General features: G+C 65.5%; 15 protein-coding genes. 12 read left to right on the forward strand and 3 right to left on the reverse strand.

Annotated elements, in window-relative coordinates; genetic code table 11:
• The 6 genes from ACZ0AJ_RS22200 to ACZ0AJ_RS22225 all read left to right on the forward strand — a co-directional run bounded on the left by ACZ0AJ_RS22200 (position 1) and on the right by ACZ0AJ_RS22225 (position 5,605).
• Positions 1-1,779 carry an amino acid ABC transporter ATP-binding/permease protein gene (locus ACZ0AJ_RS22200; RefSeq protein WP_499456529.1) on the forward strand — a complete coding sequence of 593 codons (1,779 nt, stop codon included), beginning with the start codon at positions 1-3 and terminating at the stop codon, positions 1,777-1,779.
• A 42-nt stretch (positions 1,780-1,821) separates the two neighbouring features.
• Complete coding sequence (locus tag ACZ0AJ_RS22205; protein WP_499456530.1) at positions 1,822-3,432, forward strand: cytochrome ubiquinol oxidase subunit I; 1,611 nt, start codon at positions 1,822-1,824, stop codon at positions 3,430-3,432.
• 6 nt (positions 3,433-3,438) lie between these two features.
• Positions 3,439-4,596 (forward strand): cytochrome d ubiquinol oxidase subunit II, encoded by a 1,158-nt coding sequence (cydB, locus tag ACZ0AJ_RS22210; RefSeq protein WP_499456531.1) that lies wholly within the window; start codon positions 3,439-3,441, stop codon positions 4,594-4,596.
• Between the two features lie 58 nt (positions 4,597-4,654).
• Positions 4,655-4,762, forward strand: coding sequence for a cytochrome bd-I oxidase subunit CydX (gene cydX / locus ACZ0AJ_RS22215; protein WP_183554018.1), 108 nt, complete (start codon positions 4,655-4,657; stop codon positions 4,760-4,762).
• 138 nt (positions 4,763-4,900) lie between these two features.
• Positions 4,901-5,221: an ArsR/SmtB family transcription factor gene (locus ACZ0AJ_RS22220; protein ID WP_183554016.1), complete on the forward strand. Its 321-nt coding sequence runs from the start codon at positions 4,901-4,903 to the stop codon at positions 5,219-5,221.
• A gap of 45 nt (positions 5,222-5,266) precedes the next feature.
• On the forward strand, positions 5,267-5,605 hold the full coding sequence (locus ACZ0AJ_RS22225) for a DUF4326 domain-containing protein (RefSeq protein WP_499456532.1): 339 nt from the start codon (positions 5,267-5,269) through the stop codon (positions 5,603-5,605).
• Positions 5,606-5,608: 3 nt separating this feature from the next.
• Here the strand turns inward: ACZ0AJ_RS22225 and ACZ0AJ_RS22230 are convergent, their stop codons facing one another.
• Together ACZ0AJ_RS22230 and ACZ0AJ_RS22235 are read right to left on the reverse strand one after the other, a co-directional pair.
• Positions 5,609-6,238 (reverse strand): head GIN domain-containing protein, encoded by a 630-nt coding sequence (locus tag ACZ0AJ_RS22230; protein ID WP_499456533.1) that lies wholly within the window; start codon positions 6,236-6,238, stop codon positions 5,609-5,611.
• A gap of 110 nt (positions 6,239-6,348) precedes the next feature.
• Positions 6,349-6,933 (reverse strand): O-methyltransferase, encoded by a 585-nt coding sequence (locus tag ACZ0AJ_RS22235; RefSeq protein ID WP_499456534.1) that lies wholly within the window; start codon positions 6,931-6,933, stop codon positions 6,349-6,351.
• Between the two features lie 106 nt (positions 6,934-7,039).
• Here ACZ0AJ_RS22235 and ACZ0AJ_RS22240 point away from each other — a divergent pair, with 106 nt between their 5' ends.
• The 3 genes from ACZ0AJ_RS22240 (at position 7,040) to ACZ0AJ_RS22250 (ending at position 10,332) form a co-directional block, all read left to right on the forward strand.
• A complete protein-coding gene (locus ACZ0AJ_RS22240; protein ID WP_499456535.1) occupies positions 7,040-7,510 on the forward strand; it encodes a GyrI-like domain-containing protein in 471 nt (156 codons plus the stop codon).
• A gap of 282 nt (positions 7,511-7,792) precedes the next feature.
• Positions 7,793-9,463, forward strand: a complete 1,671-nt coding sequence (locus ACZ0AJ_RS22245) for an acid phosphatase (RefSeq protein ID WP_499456536.1) — start codon at positions 7,793-7,795, stop codon at positions 9,461-9,463.
• A gap of 236 nt (positions 9,464-9,699) precedes the next feature.
• Positions 9,700-10,332: a DUF4142 domain-containing protein gene (locus tag ACZ0AJ_RS22250; protein ID WP_499456538.1), complete on the forward strand. Its 633-nt coding sequence runs from the start codon at positions 9,700-9,702 to the stop codon at positions 10,330-10,332.
• Positions 10,333-10,334: 2 nt separating this feature from the next.
• On the opposite strand, the gene ACZ0AJ_RS22255 is transcribed toward ACZ0AJ_RS22250, so the two are convergent.
• Positions 10,335-10,898 (reverse strand): FMN-binding negative transcriptional regulator, encoded by a 564-nt coding sequence (locus tag ACZ0AJ_RS22255; RefSeq protein ID WP_499456539.1) that lies wholly within the window; start codon positions 10,896-10,898, stop codon positions 10,335-10,337.
• A 105-nt stretch (positions 10,899-11,003) separates the two neighbouring features.
• Between ACZ0AJ_RS22255 and ACZ0AJ_RS22260 the strand changes: the two genes are divergently transcribed.
• Genes ACZ0AJ_RS22260 through mnmC1 form a run of 3 tightly spaced genes read left to right on the forward strand, consistent with a single transcriptional unit; the run spans position 11,004 to position 13,490 of the window.
• Positions 11,004-11,270: an antitoxin Xre/MbcA/ParS toxin-binding domain-containing protein gene (locus tag ACZ0AJ_RS22260; RefSeq protein ID WP_499456541.1), complete on the forward strand. Its 267-nt coding sequence runs from the start codon at positions 11,004-11,006 to the stop codon at positions 11,268-11,270.
• Entirely contained in the window at positions 11,267-11,830 is a 564-nt protein-coding gene (locus ACZ0AJ_RS22265; RefSeq protein WP_499456543.1) for a DNA-3-methyladenine glycosylase I, read from the forward strand. The genes ACZ0AJ_RS22260 and ACZ0AJ_RS22265 overlap by 4 nt, the downstream gene beginning before the upstream one ends.
• Entirely contained in the window at positions 11,796-13,490 is a 1,695-nt protein-coding gene (gene mnmC1 / locus ACZ0AJ_RS22270) for an FAD-dependent 5-carboxymethylaminomethyl-2-thiouridine(34) oxidoreductase MnmC1 (RefSeq protein WP_499456544.1), read from the forward strand. The genes ACZ0AJ_RS22265 and mnmC1 overlap by 35 nt, the downstream gene beginning before the upstream one ends.
• Positions 13,491-13,602 lie beyond the last annotated feature (112 nt).

A 13,602-nucleotide genomic window follows, 5' to 3' on the forward strand; every position in this document is an offset into this window, starting at 1 on the left:
ATGAAGCGCAATTACGACCTGCAGCCGGTGCTGTCCCTGTTCATCCGCACTGGCGGGCGGCGCCTGGCCCTGGGGGCGGGCCTGTCCACGCTGGTGGTGCTGGCCGGGATGGCGCTGCTGGGCACCTCGGGCTGGTTCATCACCTCGGCGGCCCTGGCCGGCCTGGCCGGCAGCGCCGTCATGTTCAATGTGTTCGTGCCGAGTGCCGCGATTCGCCTGCTGGCGCTGGGTCGCACCTTTGGCCGCTATGCCGAGCGCACGGTGACGCACGACGCCACGTTTGGCGTACTGGCCGCGCTGCGCGAGCGGCTGTTTCGCGGCTGGGCCACGCCGGATGCCGCACGGGCGCTGCTACGTCGGCCGTCGCGCCTGCTGTTTCGCCTGACGGGCGACATCGATGCCCTCGAATCGGTCTATCTGCGCCTGATCGTGCCGGCTGTCGCCGCCTGCGGCGCAGCGCTGCTGGCCGGCCTGGTGCTGGCGAACCTCGACTGGCGCCTTGGCCTGGCGATGTTCGGCTGGCTGCTGGCGGTCGGCTGGGGCGTGACCTTGCTCGTGGCGCGCCTGGCGCGGCCGGTGGCGCTGCGCCGCGTCCGCGCACTGGAACGGCTGCGCGCCCAGGCGATCGACCTGGTCGCCGGCCAGACCGACCTGGCGCTGGCCGGCCGGCTGCCGGCGCAGTGCGACCAGCTGGCGCGCCTCGACATGACCCTGGCGCGCCATGACGCCGCGCTGCACCGGCTGGAAACCGGCGCCGGCTGGCTGTACGCGGTCGGTGGCCATGTCACCGTCGCCGCCGTCCTGCTGGCAGTGGGGGCGCTGGCGCAGCAAACTGCATCGCATCCGGTGCAGCAGCAGGTGCAACAGATACAGACGCAGGTGGGGCAGCTGGGCGCACCCGCCGCGGCGCTGGCGCTCCTGATCGCACTGGCCGCGCTGGAACCGTTTGCCGCGCTGCGGCGCGGCGCGATCGAGGCTGGCCGCAGCTGGCTGGCCATGCGCCGCGTGGCACCGCGCCTGCGCCAGCAGGATAACGCCGCCGTACCAGCGCCGCCCGGCACTGGTACCGGCATCGGCACCGGCGCCGGCATCGGCATAAGCACCAGCACGGCGTTGCTGCTGTACGCCGCCACCGTGTTCCATCCCGGCCGCACCGGCGCGGCCCTGCATGCGGTCGATCTGCACATTGCCGTTGGCGAGCGGGTTGCCGTGGTCGGCAGCAGCGGTGTCGGCAAGTCGACGCTGCTGGCGCTGGCGGCCGGCGAACTGGCCGCCCGGGCGGGCCAGGTATGGGCGCGGCCTGCTACCTGGCTGACCCAGCGCACCGAGCTGTTTTGCGACAGCCTGCGCGACAACCTGCGCCTGGCCGATCCCGCTGCCACCGACGCGCAGTTGTGGGCCGCACTGCAGGCCGCCGGCCTGGAGCAGGACGTGCGCGGCTTCGCACAGGGCCTCGACACCCTGCTGGGCGAGGGAGGCCTTGGCCTGTCGGGTGGCCAGTCGCGCCGCCTGGCACTGGCGCGCTTGCTGTTGCGCGAGGCTGATTTCTGGCTGCTGGATGAGCCGACCGAGGCGCTGGACGGCGCCACCGCAGCCGATGTGCTGGCGCGCCTGGCGCGGCACGCCAGCGGCCGCACGCTGCTGGTGGCCACGCATCTGCGGCGCGAAGCCGCGCTGGCCGACCGGCTGCTCGTGATGAAGGACGGGCGCATCGAGGCCGACCTGCGGCGTGGCACCACTGCATTCGATGCGGCGCTGGACACGCTGCGTCAACACTAAGAATAACCAACCACTGACGTATTCAAGAAGAAAGGATTCACCATGGATCTCGACGTTGTCGGGCTCTCCCGACTGCAGTTTGCCTTGACGGCGCTGTACCACTTTCTGTTTGTCCCCCTGACCCTGGGGTTGTCGATGCTCATCGCCATCATGGAAACCGTGTATGTGATGACCGGGCGCCCCATCTGGCGCCAGATGACCAAGTTCTGGGGCGTGCTGTTCGGGATCAATTTTGCCATCGGCGTCTCGACGGGCCTCGTGATGGAATTCCAGTTCGGCATGAACTGGAGCTACTACAGCCATTACGTGGGTGACGTGTTCGGCGCGCCGCTGGCAATCGAAGGCCTGATGGCGTTCTTCCTTGAGGCGACCTTTGTCGGCCTGTTCTTCTTTGGCTGGGATCGCCTGTCGAAGGTGCAGCACCTGGCCGTGACCTGGCTGATGGCCCTTGGCACCAATTTCTCGGCGCTGTGGATTTTGATCGCCAATGGCTGGATGCAGAACCCGATCGGCGCCACGCTCAACCCGCAGACGATGCGCATGGAAGTGACTGACTTTGGCGCAGTGCTGGCCAATCCGGTGGCGCAGGCCAAGTTTGTGCACACCGTGTCGGCCGGTTATGTGATCGCGGCGCTGTTCGTGCTGGGCATTGCGGCCTGGTACCTGCTCAAGGGCCGCCATGTCGAGCTGGCCAAGCGGTCGATGACGGTGGCCGCGTCGTTCGGCCTGGCCGCCTCGCTGTCGGTGGTGGTGCTGGGTGACGAAAGCGGTTACCTGGCGACCGAGCACCAGCACATGAAGCTCGCTGCCATCGAAGGCATGTGGGAGACGCAGCCTGCGCCCGCCGCCTTTACCGCCTTCGGCTTTCCCGACCAGAACGCGCGCGAGACGCACTATGCGATCCACATCCCGTGGGTGATGGGCTTGATCGGCACGCGTTCGCTGTCGAACCAGATCCCGGGCATTAATGACCTGGTCAAACTGGCCGAGGTGCGCGTGCGCCAGGGCATCGTGGCCTATGGCGCGCTCGAAGAGATTCGCGCGCTCGGCGGCCGCGCACCGGTGCCACCGGCACTGCAGGCGCGCTTTGAAGAGCACAGCGCGGTGCTGGGTTACGCGTTGCTGCTCAAGCGCTACGTGGACGATCCGCGCCAGGCCAGTGAAGCGCAGATCCATCAGGCGGCCCTGGATACCGTGCCGCAGGTCGCGCCGCTGTTCTGGTCGTTCCGCATCATGGTGGGCCTGGGCATCTTCTTCATCGTGCTCACGGCCGTGTTTTTCTGGTTGTCGGCGCGCCGCCGCCTGGATGCCTATCCGTGGCTGCTGAAGGTAGCCGTGTGGTCGATCCCGCTGCCATGGATCGCCGCTGAAGCCGGCTGGGTCGTTGCCGAACTGGGCCGCCAGCCGTGGGCCATCGAGGGCGTGCTGCCGACCGCCGTGGCGGTGTCGAACCTTGGCATCCAGACCGTGCTGACGACCCTGATCGGTTTTGTCGTGCTGTATTCGATCCTGCTCGTCGTGGAAATGAAACTGATGTTCAAGGCCATTCGCAAGGGACCGGAAGACGAACTTGCCCACGCGCCGGGCACCCATAGCCCACTGGTCGGCACCACGCCGGCAATGCGCACTGCGCCCATGATCACTGCGGAGTAACACACCATGATTCTTCATACGCTTCTCGACTACGACACGCTGCGCATCATCTGGTGGCTGCTGCTGGGCATCCTGCTGGTGGGTTTTGCCGTCACCGACGGGTTTGACCTGGGCACCGGCACCTTGCTGCCGTTTGTCGCCAACACCGACCTGGAACGCCGGGTCGTCATCAATGCCGTCGGCCCCGTGTGGGAAGGCAATCAGGTCTGGCTCGTGCTGGGCGGCGGCGCCATTTTTGCGGCCTGGCCGCAGTTGTATGCGGTCTCGTTCTCGGGCTTTTACCTGGCGATGGCGGCCGTGCTGCTGGCGCTGATCCTGCGGCCGGTCGCCTTTAAATACCGCAGCAAGCGTGACAGCATCGCCTGGCGCGCGACCTGGGACTGGGCTCTGTTCGTCGGCGGCTTCGTGCCGGCGCTGATCTTCGGCGTCGCGATGGGCAACGTGCTGCAGGGCGTGCCGTTCCGCCTCGCGCCCGATCAGCAGATCTTTTACGAGGGTGGCTTCTTTGCCCTGCTCAATCCGTTTGCCGTGCTGTGCGGGCTGGTGTCGGTGGCCATGCTCATCATGCACGGTGCGGCCTGGCTGGTGCTCAAGACCGATGGCCTGGTGGCCAGCCGTGCGCGTGCCTGGGGCATCCGCGCCGCGGTTGCCACCGTGGTGCTGTACGCCGTGGCCGGGGTGCTGCTGTGGGGCTTTGTCGATGGCTACCGCATCACGAGCGCGGTGGTGACGACCGGCCCGTCCAATCCGCTGTTCAAGACCGTCGAGGCGGGCGTGGCGGGCAGCTGGTTTGCCAATTACGCCGCGCATCCATGGACCCAGCTGGCGCCAGCGGCCGGCATCGTCGGTGCGCTGCTGACACTGATGGCCCTGGTGCGGCGCCGGGAGGGCGTGGCCATGCTCACGTCGAGCCTGTCGATCGCCGGCATCGTGCTCAGCGTGGGCGCATCGATGTTCCCGTTCATTTTGCCATCGTCGATCCAGCCGCAGGCCAGCCTGACGGTGTGGGATGCGTCGTCGAGCCACCTGACGCTGTTCATCATGCTGGTTGCGACCTGCATCTTTTTGCCCCTGATCCTGGCCTACACGAGCTGGGTCTACAAGGTCTTGTGGGGCAAGGTAGTGCCGGACGATATCAGCGGCGGCAAGAGCCACGCGTATTGACTGAACGAATAACCGCACGAACAACGTAACAAAAAACGCAATCGGAAAGGACTTCATCATGTGGTATTTCGCCTGGCTACTCGGCCTGCCGCTCGCGGCTGCTTTCGCCGTCCTCAATGCAATGTGGTACGAGCTGATGGACGACGCGCAGCGCCAGCAGGCGTGACAACGGGCGTGCCGGCGTGGCTGATTTGCGCCGGCACGCGCCCATGTCATCACCCTGTCAAAGTCATTCGACAGTATTCGAACCGTGGCCCGGCGGTGTAAGCGACCGGGACCCTTGAATCGAACCTTGAATGACCGCATGCAAACCAATCTCGCCATCGTTGCACTCTCCGCGCTTGCCCAGGAATCCCGTTTCGCCGCGTTTCGGCTGCTGGTGCAGGCCGGCCCCCAGGGCCAGTCCGCAAGCCATATTGCAGCAACCCTCGATATGCCGGCATCGTCCCTGTCATTCCATTTGAAGGAACTCACGCACGCGGGGCTGGTCGCGCCGCGCCAGCAAGGCCGTTTCATCTTCTATCGCGCGCGCGTGGAGACCTTGCAGGGCCTGATGGAGTTCCTGTCCGCCACCTGCGGCAACGCAGGTGCACAGTCGATGCAGGAGCGCCTGGCGACGGTATGATCGTCGATGCCGGAATTGCCGGTGCTGCCATCGACGAGGATCACCATGACGTCAACCACCACGCCGCAACGGGTGCAACTGAGCCGCAAGAAAGGTTGGCGCATGCCACCCAACACGATTTCCGTGGCGCGGCCTGGCAAGTGGGGCAATCCATTTTCGGTACTGCCCGAGCTGGCGCCGGGCACACCGGCGGGGCGCTATATCGCGATGCCGACGGTCGAAGAAGCCGTGGCGGCGTATCGCCTGTGGCTGCAGATCGATCCGGCCGGGCAGCAGGTGGCGCAACAGGCGCATGCGTCGCTGCGCGGCCACGACCTGGCATGCTGGTGCCGGCCAGGCACACCGTGTCATGCGCAGGTGCTGATCGATCTGGTGAATACGTAAGAGTTATTTGGCGGCAGTGACGTTGCCGATGCCCGAAACCGACTTGCTCACCGATGCCGGCTTGCCGTAATACGTCAGGTTGCCCAGGCCCTGCACGCTGGCGTTAAGCTTGTTGGTGGCGTGCACGCTCACGTCGCCGATGCCGCGGAAGGTCACATCGGCATCCTGCGCGATCAGGGCTTTGGCATCGACTTCGCCCACGCCCTCGGCATTCAGGCGCAACTGGCCGACCTTGCCGTTCATTTGCAGGCTGCCGGCGCCCCGGTAATTCACGTCGAAGCGCTCGGTGCGGACATTATTCAGGATCATCAGGCCGGCGCCTTCACCGCGAAAACTGGTGAGCTCGGGCATGGTCACGACCACCCGTTCGCCATCGTCGATATTCACGTTCTTGCTGTTCTTGTCCGCGAACGACAGGCGCAGTTCGCCGTTCACGACCTCGCTCTTCACACGGTCGATGAATTTCTGGTTGCCCTCGACCCGCAGCGAATACGCCTTGCCCACCTCGACCACCAGGCTCACCGGGCCCTGTGAATCGATGGTCTTGAACGGCGTCACGCTGCGCACCTGTTCGGCGGCCTGGATCGAGAGGGATGCGAGCGAGAAAAGGGCGACGATGACGGCACGTTTCATGATGTTCTCCAGTGAGTTGATGGAGCCCATTCTAGGCACGGCATCCATCCGCAGCCCCGCCCTTGCGATGGATTGCAAGAAACGGGCGCTGAACTGCACAGACGCCGGAATCAGTGTTTGGTGGCGAGAAACTGGCCTTTGCCGACCCCGACCAGACTGGTGCTCCAGCCCGGCACGCAGCGCAGCGCCTGCATGAACGGCGCCAGTTCCTGTGCGTGCGAGGTGGCGTTGTCCACCACGACCAGCCCGCCCGGTCGCAGGACGCGTTCGATCTGCGGCAGCCAGGCCAGGTAAGCAGTGCGCTCCGAATCCAGAAAAACGAGGTCGAACGCCGCATCGGCGCCGCCGGCCAGCACGTCGCCTGCGTCACCTTCGACCTGATGCACCCGGTCCTGCAGCCCGACGCGTGCGACATTGGCGCGCGCCATCGCCACCTTGGCGGGCGACAGTTCGACCGTCGTGACGAGACCATCGTGCGCCGCGGCTGCATCGGCCAGCCACAGCGTCGAATAACCATTGGATGTGCCGATCTCGAGAATGCGGCGTGCGCCCATCGCCCGCACGATAACGGCCAGGAACTCGCCGGTATCGTGGGTGATGTTCAGCATGCGGCTGGCACGGTTCTCGTGGGCCGCATCGTGACTGGCGCCGAAGGTTTCCAGCTCTTTCAGCAGGGCTTTAAGTGAGGTAGTCAACGGTTGTCTCCATTTTGTCCGGGAATCGAAGCGCACGATTGCGACGTTGCTAATATTGCCGAAGCGATAAGCCTATAATCTTTTCGTCCCTTTAGAAGTCCACATCATGCACATCTCGACCATCACACTACCTGAAATGAAGCTCGCCGGGCTACCAGCAGTTGTGCCAGCTTCAGCACCGGAAACGGATTTGCCCGAGGTCTGGAAAGCCTTCCTCGCCCGTGAAGCCGAGCTGGGCGAGCACAATGGCGTGCGCTATGGCGTGACGCTGCGGCAGGATAATGGTGAACAGGTCGAATGCGTGGCCGTCGAGGTCGCTGACCTCGACCAACTCCCGCCCGGCATGATCGGCATCCAGGTGCCGGCGCGCCGTTATGCGCTGATGACGCACCGCGGCCCGATGGTGCATGCGCAAGCCTCGCGCGTGACCGGCACGGCAGCGATGGAACAACTGGGCATGGAAGCCGATGAAGAGGGTATCCGCCTGGAACGGTATGACCGACGTTACACGCCCACCGTCGACGATGGCGCGCGGCCGGACAATGCCTACGACATCCTGGTGCCGCTGTACGGCTGAACTGATACGAAGGACAGATAAAGGACACGGCCCGCGTCGGGGCCGTGTCGTGGGGTACATCTCTATAAATTGGTGCCGGTATATTTCCCGACCGCCGGCGCCGGTAGGGCAGCTCGCGCTGCCGCGTTCCCTTCCCAAGGAGCACTTGCATTGTGCTGCTTAAATGTGACAACCGTTTGACGATCCGGACGAATTCGTTTTCTCTTGCTTGTTTCCCTTTGTAAAGCTCACGGATAATGCCTGCTTTGCGGTCGCCTTGACCGCCAGCGACAGGAGCAGCACGTGCACGAGCAAGATTTCGGACCGGACGCGTCCACCCAACCAGGCAACCCCGCGCGCAGGCGCATCTTCCAGGCCGCTGCGGCCGCTGGCGTGGTGGCCGGCGCCGGCACGCTGCCCGGCGTGGCAAGCGCAGCGCCCACCGCGGCGAAGGCGCCAGCCAGGAGTTCGCTCGACGCCAAGCTGCGCGCCCACGTCAAGAACGTGGTCGTGATCTACCTGGAAAACCGCAGCTTCAACAATCTGTTTGCCGATTTCCCCGGCCTGGCCGAGCCGCTGGCAAGCGTGCCTGCGGCGCGCCTGCAACAGCGCGACCGCGACGGCTCGGTCCTGCCGACCCTGCCAAAAATCTGGGGCGGCATGGTGCCGGGCCGCCAGAATATTGGTGGCAAGGATTACCTGATCGATGAGAAGCAATTGACCGGACTGCCGAATGCGCCGTTCAAGCTGACCGACGGCGACGGCAAGCCGCTGCCGGAGTCCATAATCACGCGCGACCTGGTGCACCAGTTCTATCACAACCAGATGCAGATCAATGGCGGGCGCAACGACGGCTTTGCCGCCTGGTCGGATGCCGGCGGCATGGTGATGGGCTATTACGGCGAAACATCGAAGAACCTCGGCCTGTGGCAGATCGCGCGCGAATTCACGCTGTGCGACAACTTTTTCATGGCCGCGTTTGGCGGCTCGTACCTGAACCACCAGTTCCTGATCAGCGGCCGGGTGCCGGAATACTTCGATGCCGCGCAGACAGCGGCCAAATCGAAGATCGCGGTGCTGGCCGATGGCCCGCAGGGTGTACGCCTGGCGCTGGCCCCGGATTCGCCGGCCTCGGCGCTGAGCGGTCCGCCCAAGGTCGTGCGCAACGGCGCGATGACGCCGGACGGTTACGCCGTCAACACGATGGCGCCCCCGTACCAGCCGAGCTGGGTCCGCCCGGCCGTCGATGGCGACCCGCTGCACGCGGATCCGCAGGACGCCAGCGTGTTGCCGCCGCAAACCTATGACACGATCGGCGACCTGCTGTCCCGGCGCGGTGTCAGCTGGGCCTGGTATGGCGGCGGCCAGCAAGCGGCGCTCGATGGCCGCGGCGCCGGCCAGAAGCCCAACTTCCAGTACCACCACCAGCCATTCAATTACTTCAGGCAGTTCGCCCCGGGAACCAAAGCGCGCGCCGAGCACTTGCGCGACGGCGGCCTGGGCGACAGCCCGATCTCGAACCGGTTCATTGCGGACGTGATTGCCGGCAAGCTGCCGGCGGTTGCGTTCTACAAGCCGCAAGGCAACCTGAACCTGCACGCCGGGTACTCGGACATCGAATCGGGCGACGCCCACATCGCCAACGTCATTGAGCACCTGAAAAAGTCACCGCAGTGGAAAGACATGGTGGTGGTGATGACGTTCGATGAGAACGGTGGCTGGTGGGACCATGTGGCCCCGCCGAAGGGCGACCGCTGGGGCCCGGGCTCGCGCATCCCGGCGATCGTTGTGTCACCGCACGCCAAACGGGGCGCGGTCGACCACAACTTCTACGACACGACTTCGGTGCTGCGCTTCATCACGCGCCTGCACGGTCTGCCGCTGCTGGAAGGTCTGGCTGTGCGCAACGCCGCGTTCGAAGGGCGCGGCGCCCGTCCGCCGGGCGATCTGACGGCAACGTTGCAATTCCGGTGATACAAAGCCAGCCGCCGAGGCTGGCTTTTTTGATTAAAAGTTTCCTATTGGCTATCGCGCGCTGGTAACAATGACACAGGTATAAAGTTTGCCTACTCAATGTTGTTTCGTTGATAACCGTCATAACGATGGGTTCGACAAGCAGTGTTGAATTGCCCAAACATACAGGGAAGAAGCGCAAGCCATCGTGCAGCGTCCAACCCAATCCTACAATGTCAAGAACCAGGAGATACACCATGCAGAAAACTCAACTCATCAAGCGCTTGTTGGCAGTGTCGGTTGCAGCAGCCATGTTCGGTTCGGTTGGCGCCCAGGCGCAAACCGCCAACTCCACCCAGATGGGTGCCAGCGCGACGTCCGCTACCGCCAGTGGCACGGCCAAGCTGGCCGCTGCCGATCGCAAGGCCATCATGGACATGGGCATGTCGAACATGGCTGAGGTCGAAATGGGCAAAATGGCGCAAAGCAAGAGCCAGAATGCTGAAGTAAAAGCATTCGCCCAGAAGATGGTCGATGACCATGGCAAGGCGCTGACCGAAGTGCAGACCCTGGCGCAATCGAAGGGCGTGACCCTGCCAACCGAACTTGATGCCAAGCACAAGGCGATGGCGGCCAAGCTGGAAAAGGCCAATGGCGACGCGTTCGACAAGGCCTACACGAAGCAGGGCGGCGTGGCAGCACACAAGGAAACGCTGGCCAAGCTGCAAAAAGCCTCGAAAGCGGCCAAGGATGCTGACGTCAAGGGTCAGGTCGACAAGATGATCCCGGTCGTGCAAGAGCACCTGAAGCACGCCGAGCAAGTTGCTAGCGGCAAGATGGGCAGCACCGGCAGCTCGGGCGCCGCAGGTCATACCGGCGCCAGCCACTAAGATCAGGCATTGATCGCGCCGCCACCAGGGGTGGTTCGCACCCTTGGCGGCGGCTCGGTTTTCCATTTCCCTTCGATCCGATCGATCGCGATCTCGATGCCGACGATGGCGTTCAGCATCCCTTCGATGTAATCGTTCGGCGCGTCGCTGACCGCCCATGGTTCAGCTTGCATGTGTTCCATGCGGTCGGTCAGGCGCGTCACCTGCGCCAGCAGCCAGGCTGGCTCGTCGATCGTGCGCAGCCGCCCGTGCACATGCACAACGTTGTAGGTCCAGGTAGGCACCACGCGGCCACCAGTTTCTTCTTTTTCCACGCGATCCGGCGTGGCATACCCCGATGGTCCGCGAAACACGACCAGCACCTGCTGCCCGTCGCGTCGCCAGACGGGATTGCGGCGCGCGACGTGCGTGCGCAATACCCCCTCGTTGGCGTACACATCAAATGGCAGGTGATCAGCGTCCGGCAGGCCGTCGCTGTGCGTCACCAGCATGCCCAATGGGTGGGCGGCAATCAGGTCATGCAGGCTAGTGCTGTCAGGCTGGGCAAAACGGGCAGGGCAATACATGCAATGTGTCTCCAGGATAAGCGTATGACGTGATCGGGATGCAGTGGCCGGCCAGCGTGCGCTGCCGCAAGGTATGATGCGCCCAATGCCACCGAGACCCACATCATGACCGATCCCGAACGTCTTTCTCCCGATAATATCAGCGCCTTGCAGGCTCGCTTCCAGGATCATTCGCGCAAGGCCCAGACCCATTACGCGGTCATGCACGAGGTGCGCCAGGTGCTCGGCAGCATTGACGCCGCAGACGCCTGGATGACCACGCCCCAGCCGGCGCTTGGCGATAGCACGCCTGCGCAGCTGGTCGCTGCCGGCCGCGTCGATGACGCGCTGGCCTGCCTGCGCCAGATGCCGCCGCGCGGCGCGAAACGATGACCATCACCCGCTGCTCCTGGGCCAATATGGCCAACCCGCGCTACATCGCCTACCACGACAACGAGTGGGGCGTGCCGTGCCACGATGAAACCACGCTGTTCGAGATGCTCAACCTCGAGGGTGCGCAGGCCGGCCTGTCGTGGGAAACCATCCTGAACAAGCGCGACACGTACCGCGCCGCCTTCGATGGCTGGGATGCGCACAAGATCGCGGCCTACGGCGACGACAAGAAGGCCGAGCTGCTGGCCAATCCCGGCATCGTGCGCAACCGCCTCAAGGTGGCGGCGGCGATTACCAATGCGCGCGCCTACCTGGCCATGCGCGAGCAGGGCCTGACGCTCGATGCCTACCTGTGGGGCTTTGTCGATGGGGCGCCGATCGTCAATGACTGGCCGGACGGCGCCCGCCCGGCGCGCACCGACCTGTCCGACGGCCTGTCCAAAGACCTGGGCAAGCGCGGTTTCAAATTCGTCGGTTCGACCATCGTCTACGCCTACATGCAGGGCATCGGCATGGTGGATGACCATGACCGCGACTGCATCTGTCGCACGCGGCGCTGATATGCCGATGCAGGACCACTGGCGCGGCCGCGCGCGCTACACCGTCTTCGACAGCGAGCATGGCGATGGCGCACGTGTCGCCGCCCTGATCGCGGCCTGGCGCGCCGACCCGCAGCGTCCGCAGCACCTGCACATCGTGGCGTTGGCGTCCGATCTGCAACCGGGCTTTCACCGCATCCCACAAGCAGAAGCCGGCATCACGCTGGACCTGCTGGCGGCGCCGCTCGAGAGCGCGCTGGCCGAACTCAATGCGCACCTGGACTGCATCCGGCTGCACACCCCCGTCGGCAGCGCCTTTGCCCGACCGCTGGCACGCCTGACGACACTCGGCGCGCGCCTGAACGCAACCGGCCTGGATGACGCGCAGAGAACAGCTCTGGCGGCGCAAGGCTTCGTGTTCGAGAACGACGACAACGCAGTCTTCGCCAGCCGCAAACCGCGCCTGCCCGTCACGCCGGAACCCATCCGCCACGCGCTCGTGCTGGGGGCGGGGCTGGCCGGCTGCGCGCTGGCGGCGCGCCTGTGCGCGCGCGGCTGGCAAGTCACGCTGATCGAGCGTCATTCAGAGGTGGCAATGGAAGCGTCGGGCAATCTGGCCGGCATCTTCATGCCGCTGCTCTCGCGCGACGACAACGTGCCGACGCGCCTGACACGCGCCGCCTACCTGTACGCGCTGCGCCTGTGGGAGCAGCTGGGCGGCGTCGGCCAGGCCTTTGACGGCGCTGCCTGCGGCGTGCTGCAACTGGCGCGCGACGCCGGTCATGCGGCGGTCTCGCGCGCCATCGCGAACGATGGCAGCGTACCGCCTGACTTCGCGCGCTGGCTCGAATCGCTCGATGCCGAAGCATTGCTTGGCTTGCCGGCACCGGACGGCGGCTGGCTATTCCCGCAAGGCGGCTGGGCGCGCCCGGGCAGCGTCTGCGAGGCGCTGCTGGCCTCGTGCGGCGCACGCCTGACGCGCTGCTTTGGCGCGGGTGACGTGATGCTGGAGCGAGAAGACGATAACTGGCTGGCGCGCGCGCCCGATGGTGCCGTGCTGGCCACGGCGCCGACGGCCGTCCTGGCCAGTGGCGCCGGCGCACGCCGCATGGCGCTGACCGCCGATCTGCCGCTGCAGGCCTTGCGCGGCCAGGTCACGCATCTGCCGCCGGGTGCGGCGCCGCAGTTGCCGCTGGTGCTGTGCCGCGAAGCCTACCTGACGCCATCCGCGCAGGGCGTGCTGTGCGCCGGCGCGACGTATGACCTCGACGCCGATCCCGCGCTGCGCGCCAGCAGCCAGCTGGAAAACGTGACGCGCCTGCGCGCGCTGGTGTCCGATCCGCTTGCGGCTGACGACGCGCCACTGGCGGGCCGCGTGGGCTTTCGCTGCGTGGCGCCGGACCGCCTGCCGCTCGTCGGCCGCCTGCCCGACGTCGCCGCCGCCGGCAGCACCGAGCGCCTGCGCGATGTGCCGCGCCATCCGGGGCTGTACGGCCTTCTGGGCTATGCCTCGCGTGGCCTGATCTGGGCGCCGCTGGCAGCCGAGCTGTTGGCAGCGCAGTTGGAAGGCGAGCCGCTGCCGCTGGAGATGATGCTGGTCGATGCGCTCGATCCGGCCCGCTTCGTGCTGCGTGCACGGCGCGGCGCCCGGCAGCCGGCCAGCAGCGCGGGAGAACTCTAGCTGTTGTGTTGCCGCAAATGTGCGCTCATCCGGGGCAATCGCGTCCAGACTGTGCTGGTCGAGCCGGTATAATTTACCGGTAGCAACTGATAACCGCCGAAGGAGGCTGGTC

This window comes from Telluria sp. AC161 (assembly GCF_979258535.1).

Excerpts from the sequence above, each read along its gene's own strand:
- cydX (WP_183554018.1), top strand. The coding sequence starts at position 4,655 with ATGTGGTATTTCGCCTGGCTACTCGGCCTGCCGCTCGCGGCTGCTTTC.
- ACZ0AJ_RS22230 (WP_499456533.1), bottom strand. The coding sequence starts at position 6,238 with ATGAAACGTGCCGTCATCGTCGCCCTTTTCTCGCTCGCATCCCTCTCG.
- ACZ0AJ_RS22200 (WP_499456529.1), top strand. The coding sequence starts at position 1 with ATGAAGCGCAATTACGACCTGCAGCCGGTGCTGTCCCTGTTCATCCGC.
- mnmC1 (WP_499456544.1), top strand. The coding sequence starts at position 11,796 with ATGACCGCGACTGCATCTGTCGCACGCGGCGCTGATATGCCGATGCAG.
- ACZ0AJ_RS22225 (WP_499456532.1), top strand. The coding sequence starts at position 5,267 with ATGACGTCAACCACCACGCCGCAACGGGTGCAACTGAGCCGCAAGAAA.
- ACZ0AJ_RS22250 (WP_499456538.1), top strand. The coding sequence starts at position 9,700 with ATGCAGAAAACTCAACTCATCAAGCGCTTGTTGGCAGTGTCGGTTGCA.
- cydB (WP_499456531.1), top strand. The coding sequence starts at position 3,439 with ATGATTCTTCATACGCTTCTCGACTACGACACGCTGCGCATCATCTGG.
- ACZ0AJ_RS22240 (WP_499456535.1), top strand. The coding sequence starts at position 7,040 with ATGCACATCTCGACCATCACACTACCTGAAATGAAGCTCGCCGGGCTA.
- ACZ0AJ_RS22220 (WP_183554016.1), top strand. The coding sequence starts at position 4,901 with ATGCAAACCAATCTCGCCATCGTTGCACTCTCCGCGCTTGCCCAGGAA.
- ACZ0AJ_RS22265 (WP_499456543.1), top strand. The coding sequence starts at position 11,267 with ATGACCATCACCCGCTGCTCCTGGGCCAATATGGCCAACCCGCGCTAC.
- ACZ0AJ_RS22255 (WP_499456539.1), bottom strand. The coding sequence starts at position 10,898 with ATGTATTGCCCTGCCCGTTTTGCCCAGCCTGACAGCACTAGCCTGCAT.
- ACZ0AJ_RS22260 (WP_499456541.1), top strand. The coding sequence starts at position 11,004 with ATGACCGATCCCGAACGTCTTTCTCCCGATAATATCAGCGCCTTGCAG.
- ACZ0AJ_RS22205 (WP_499456530.1), top strand. The coding sequence starts at position 1,822 with ATGGATCTCGACGTTGTCGGGCTCTCCCGACTGCAGTTTGCCTTGACG.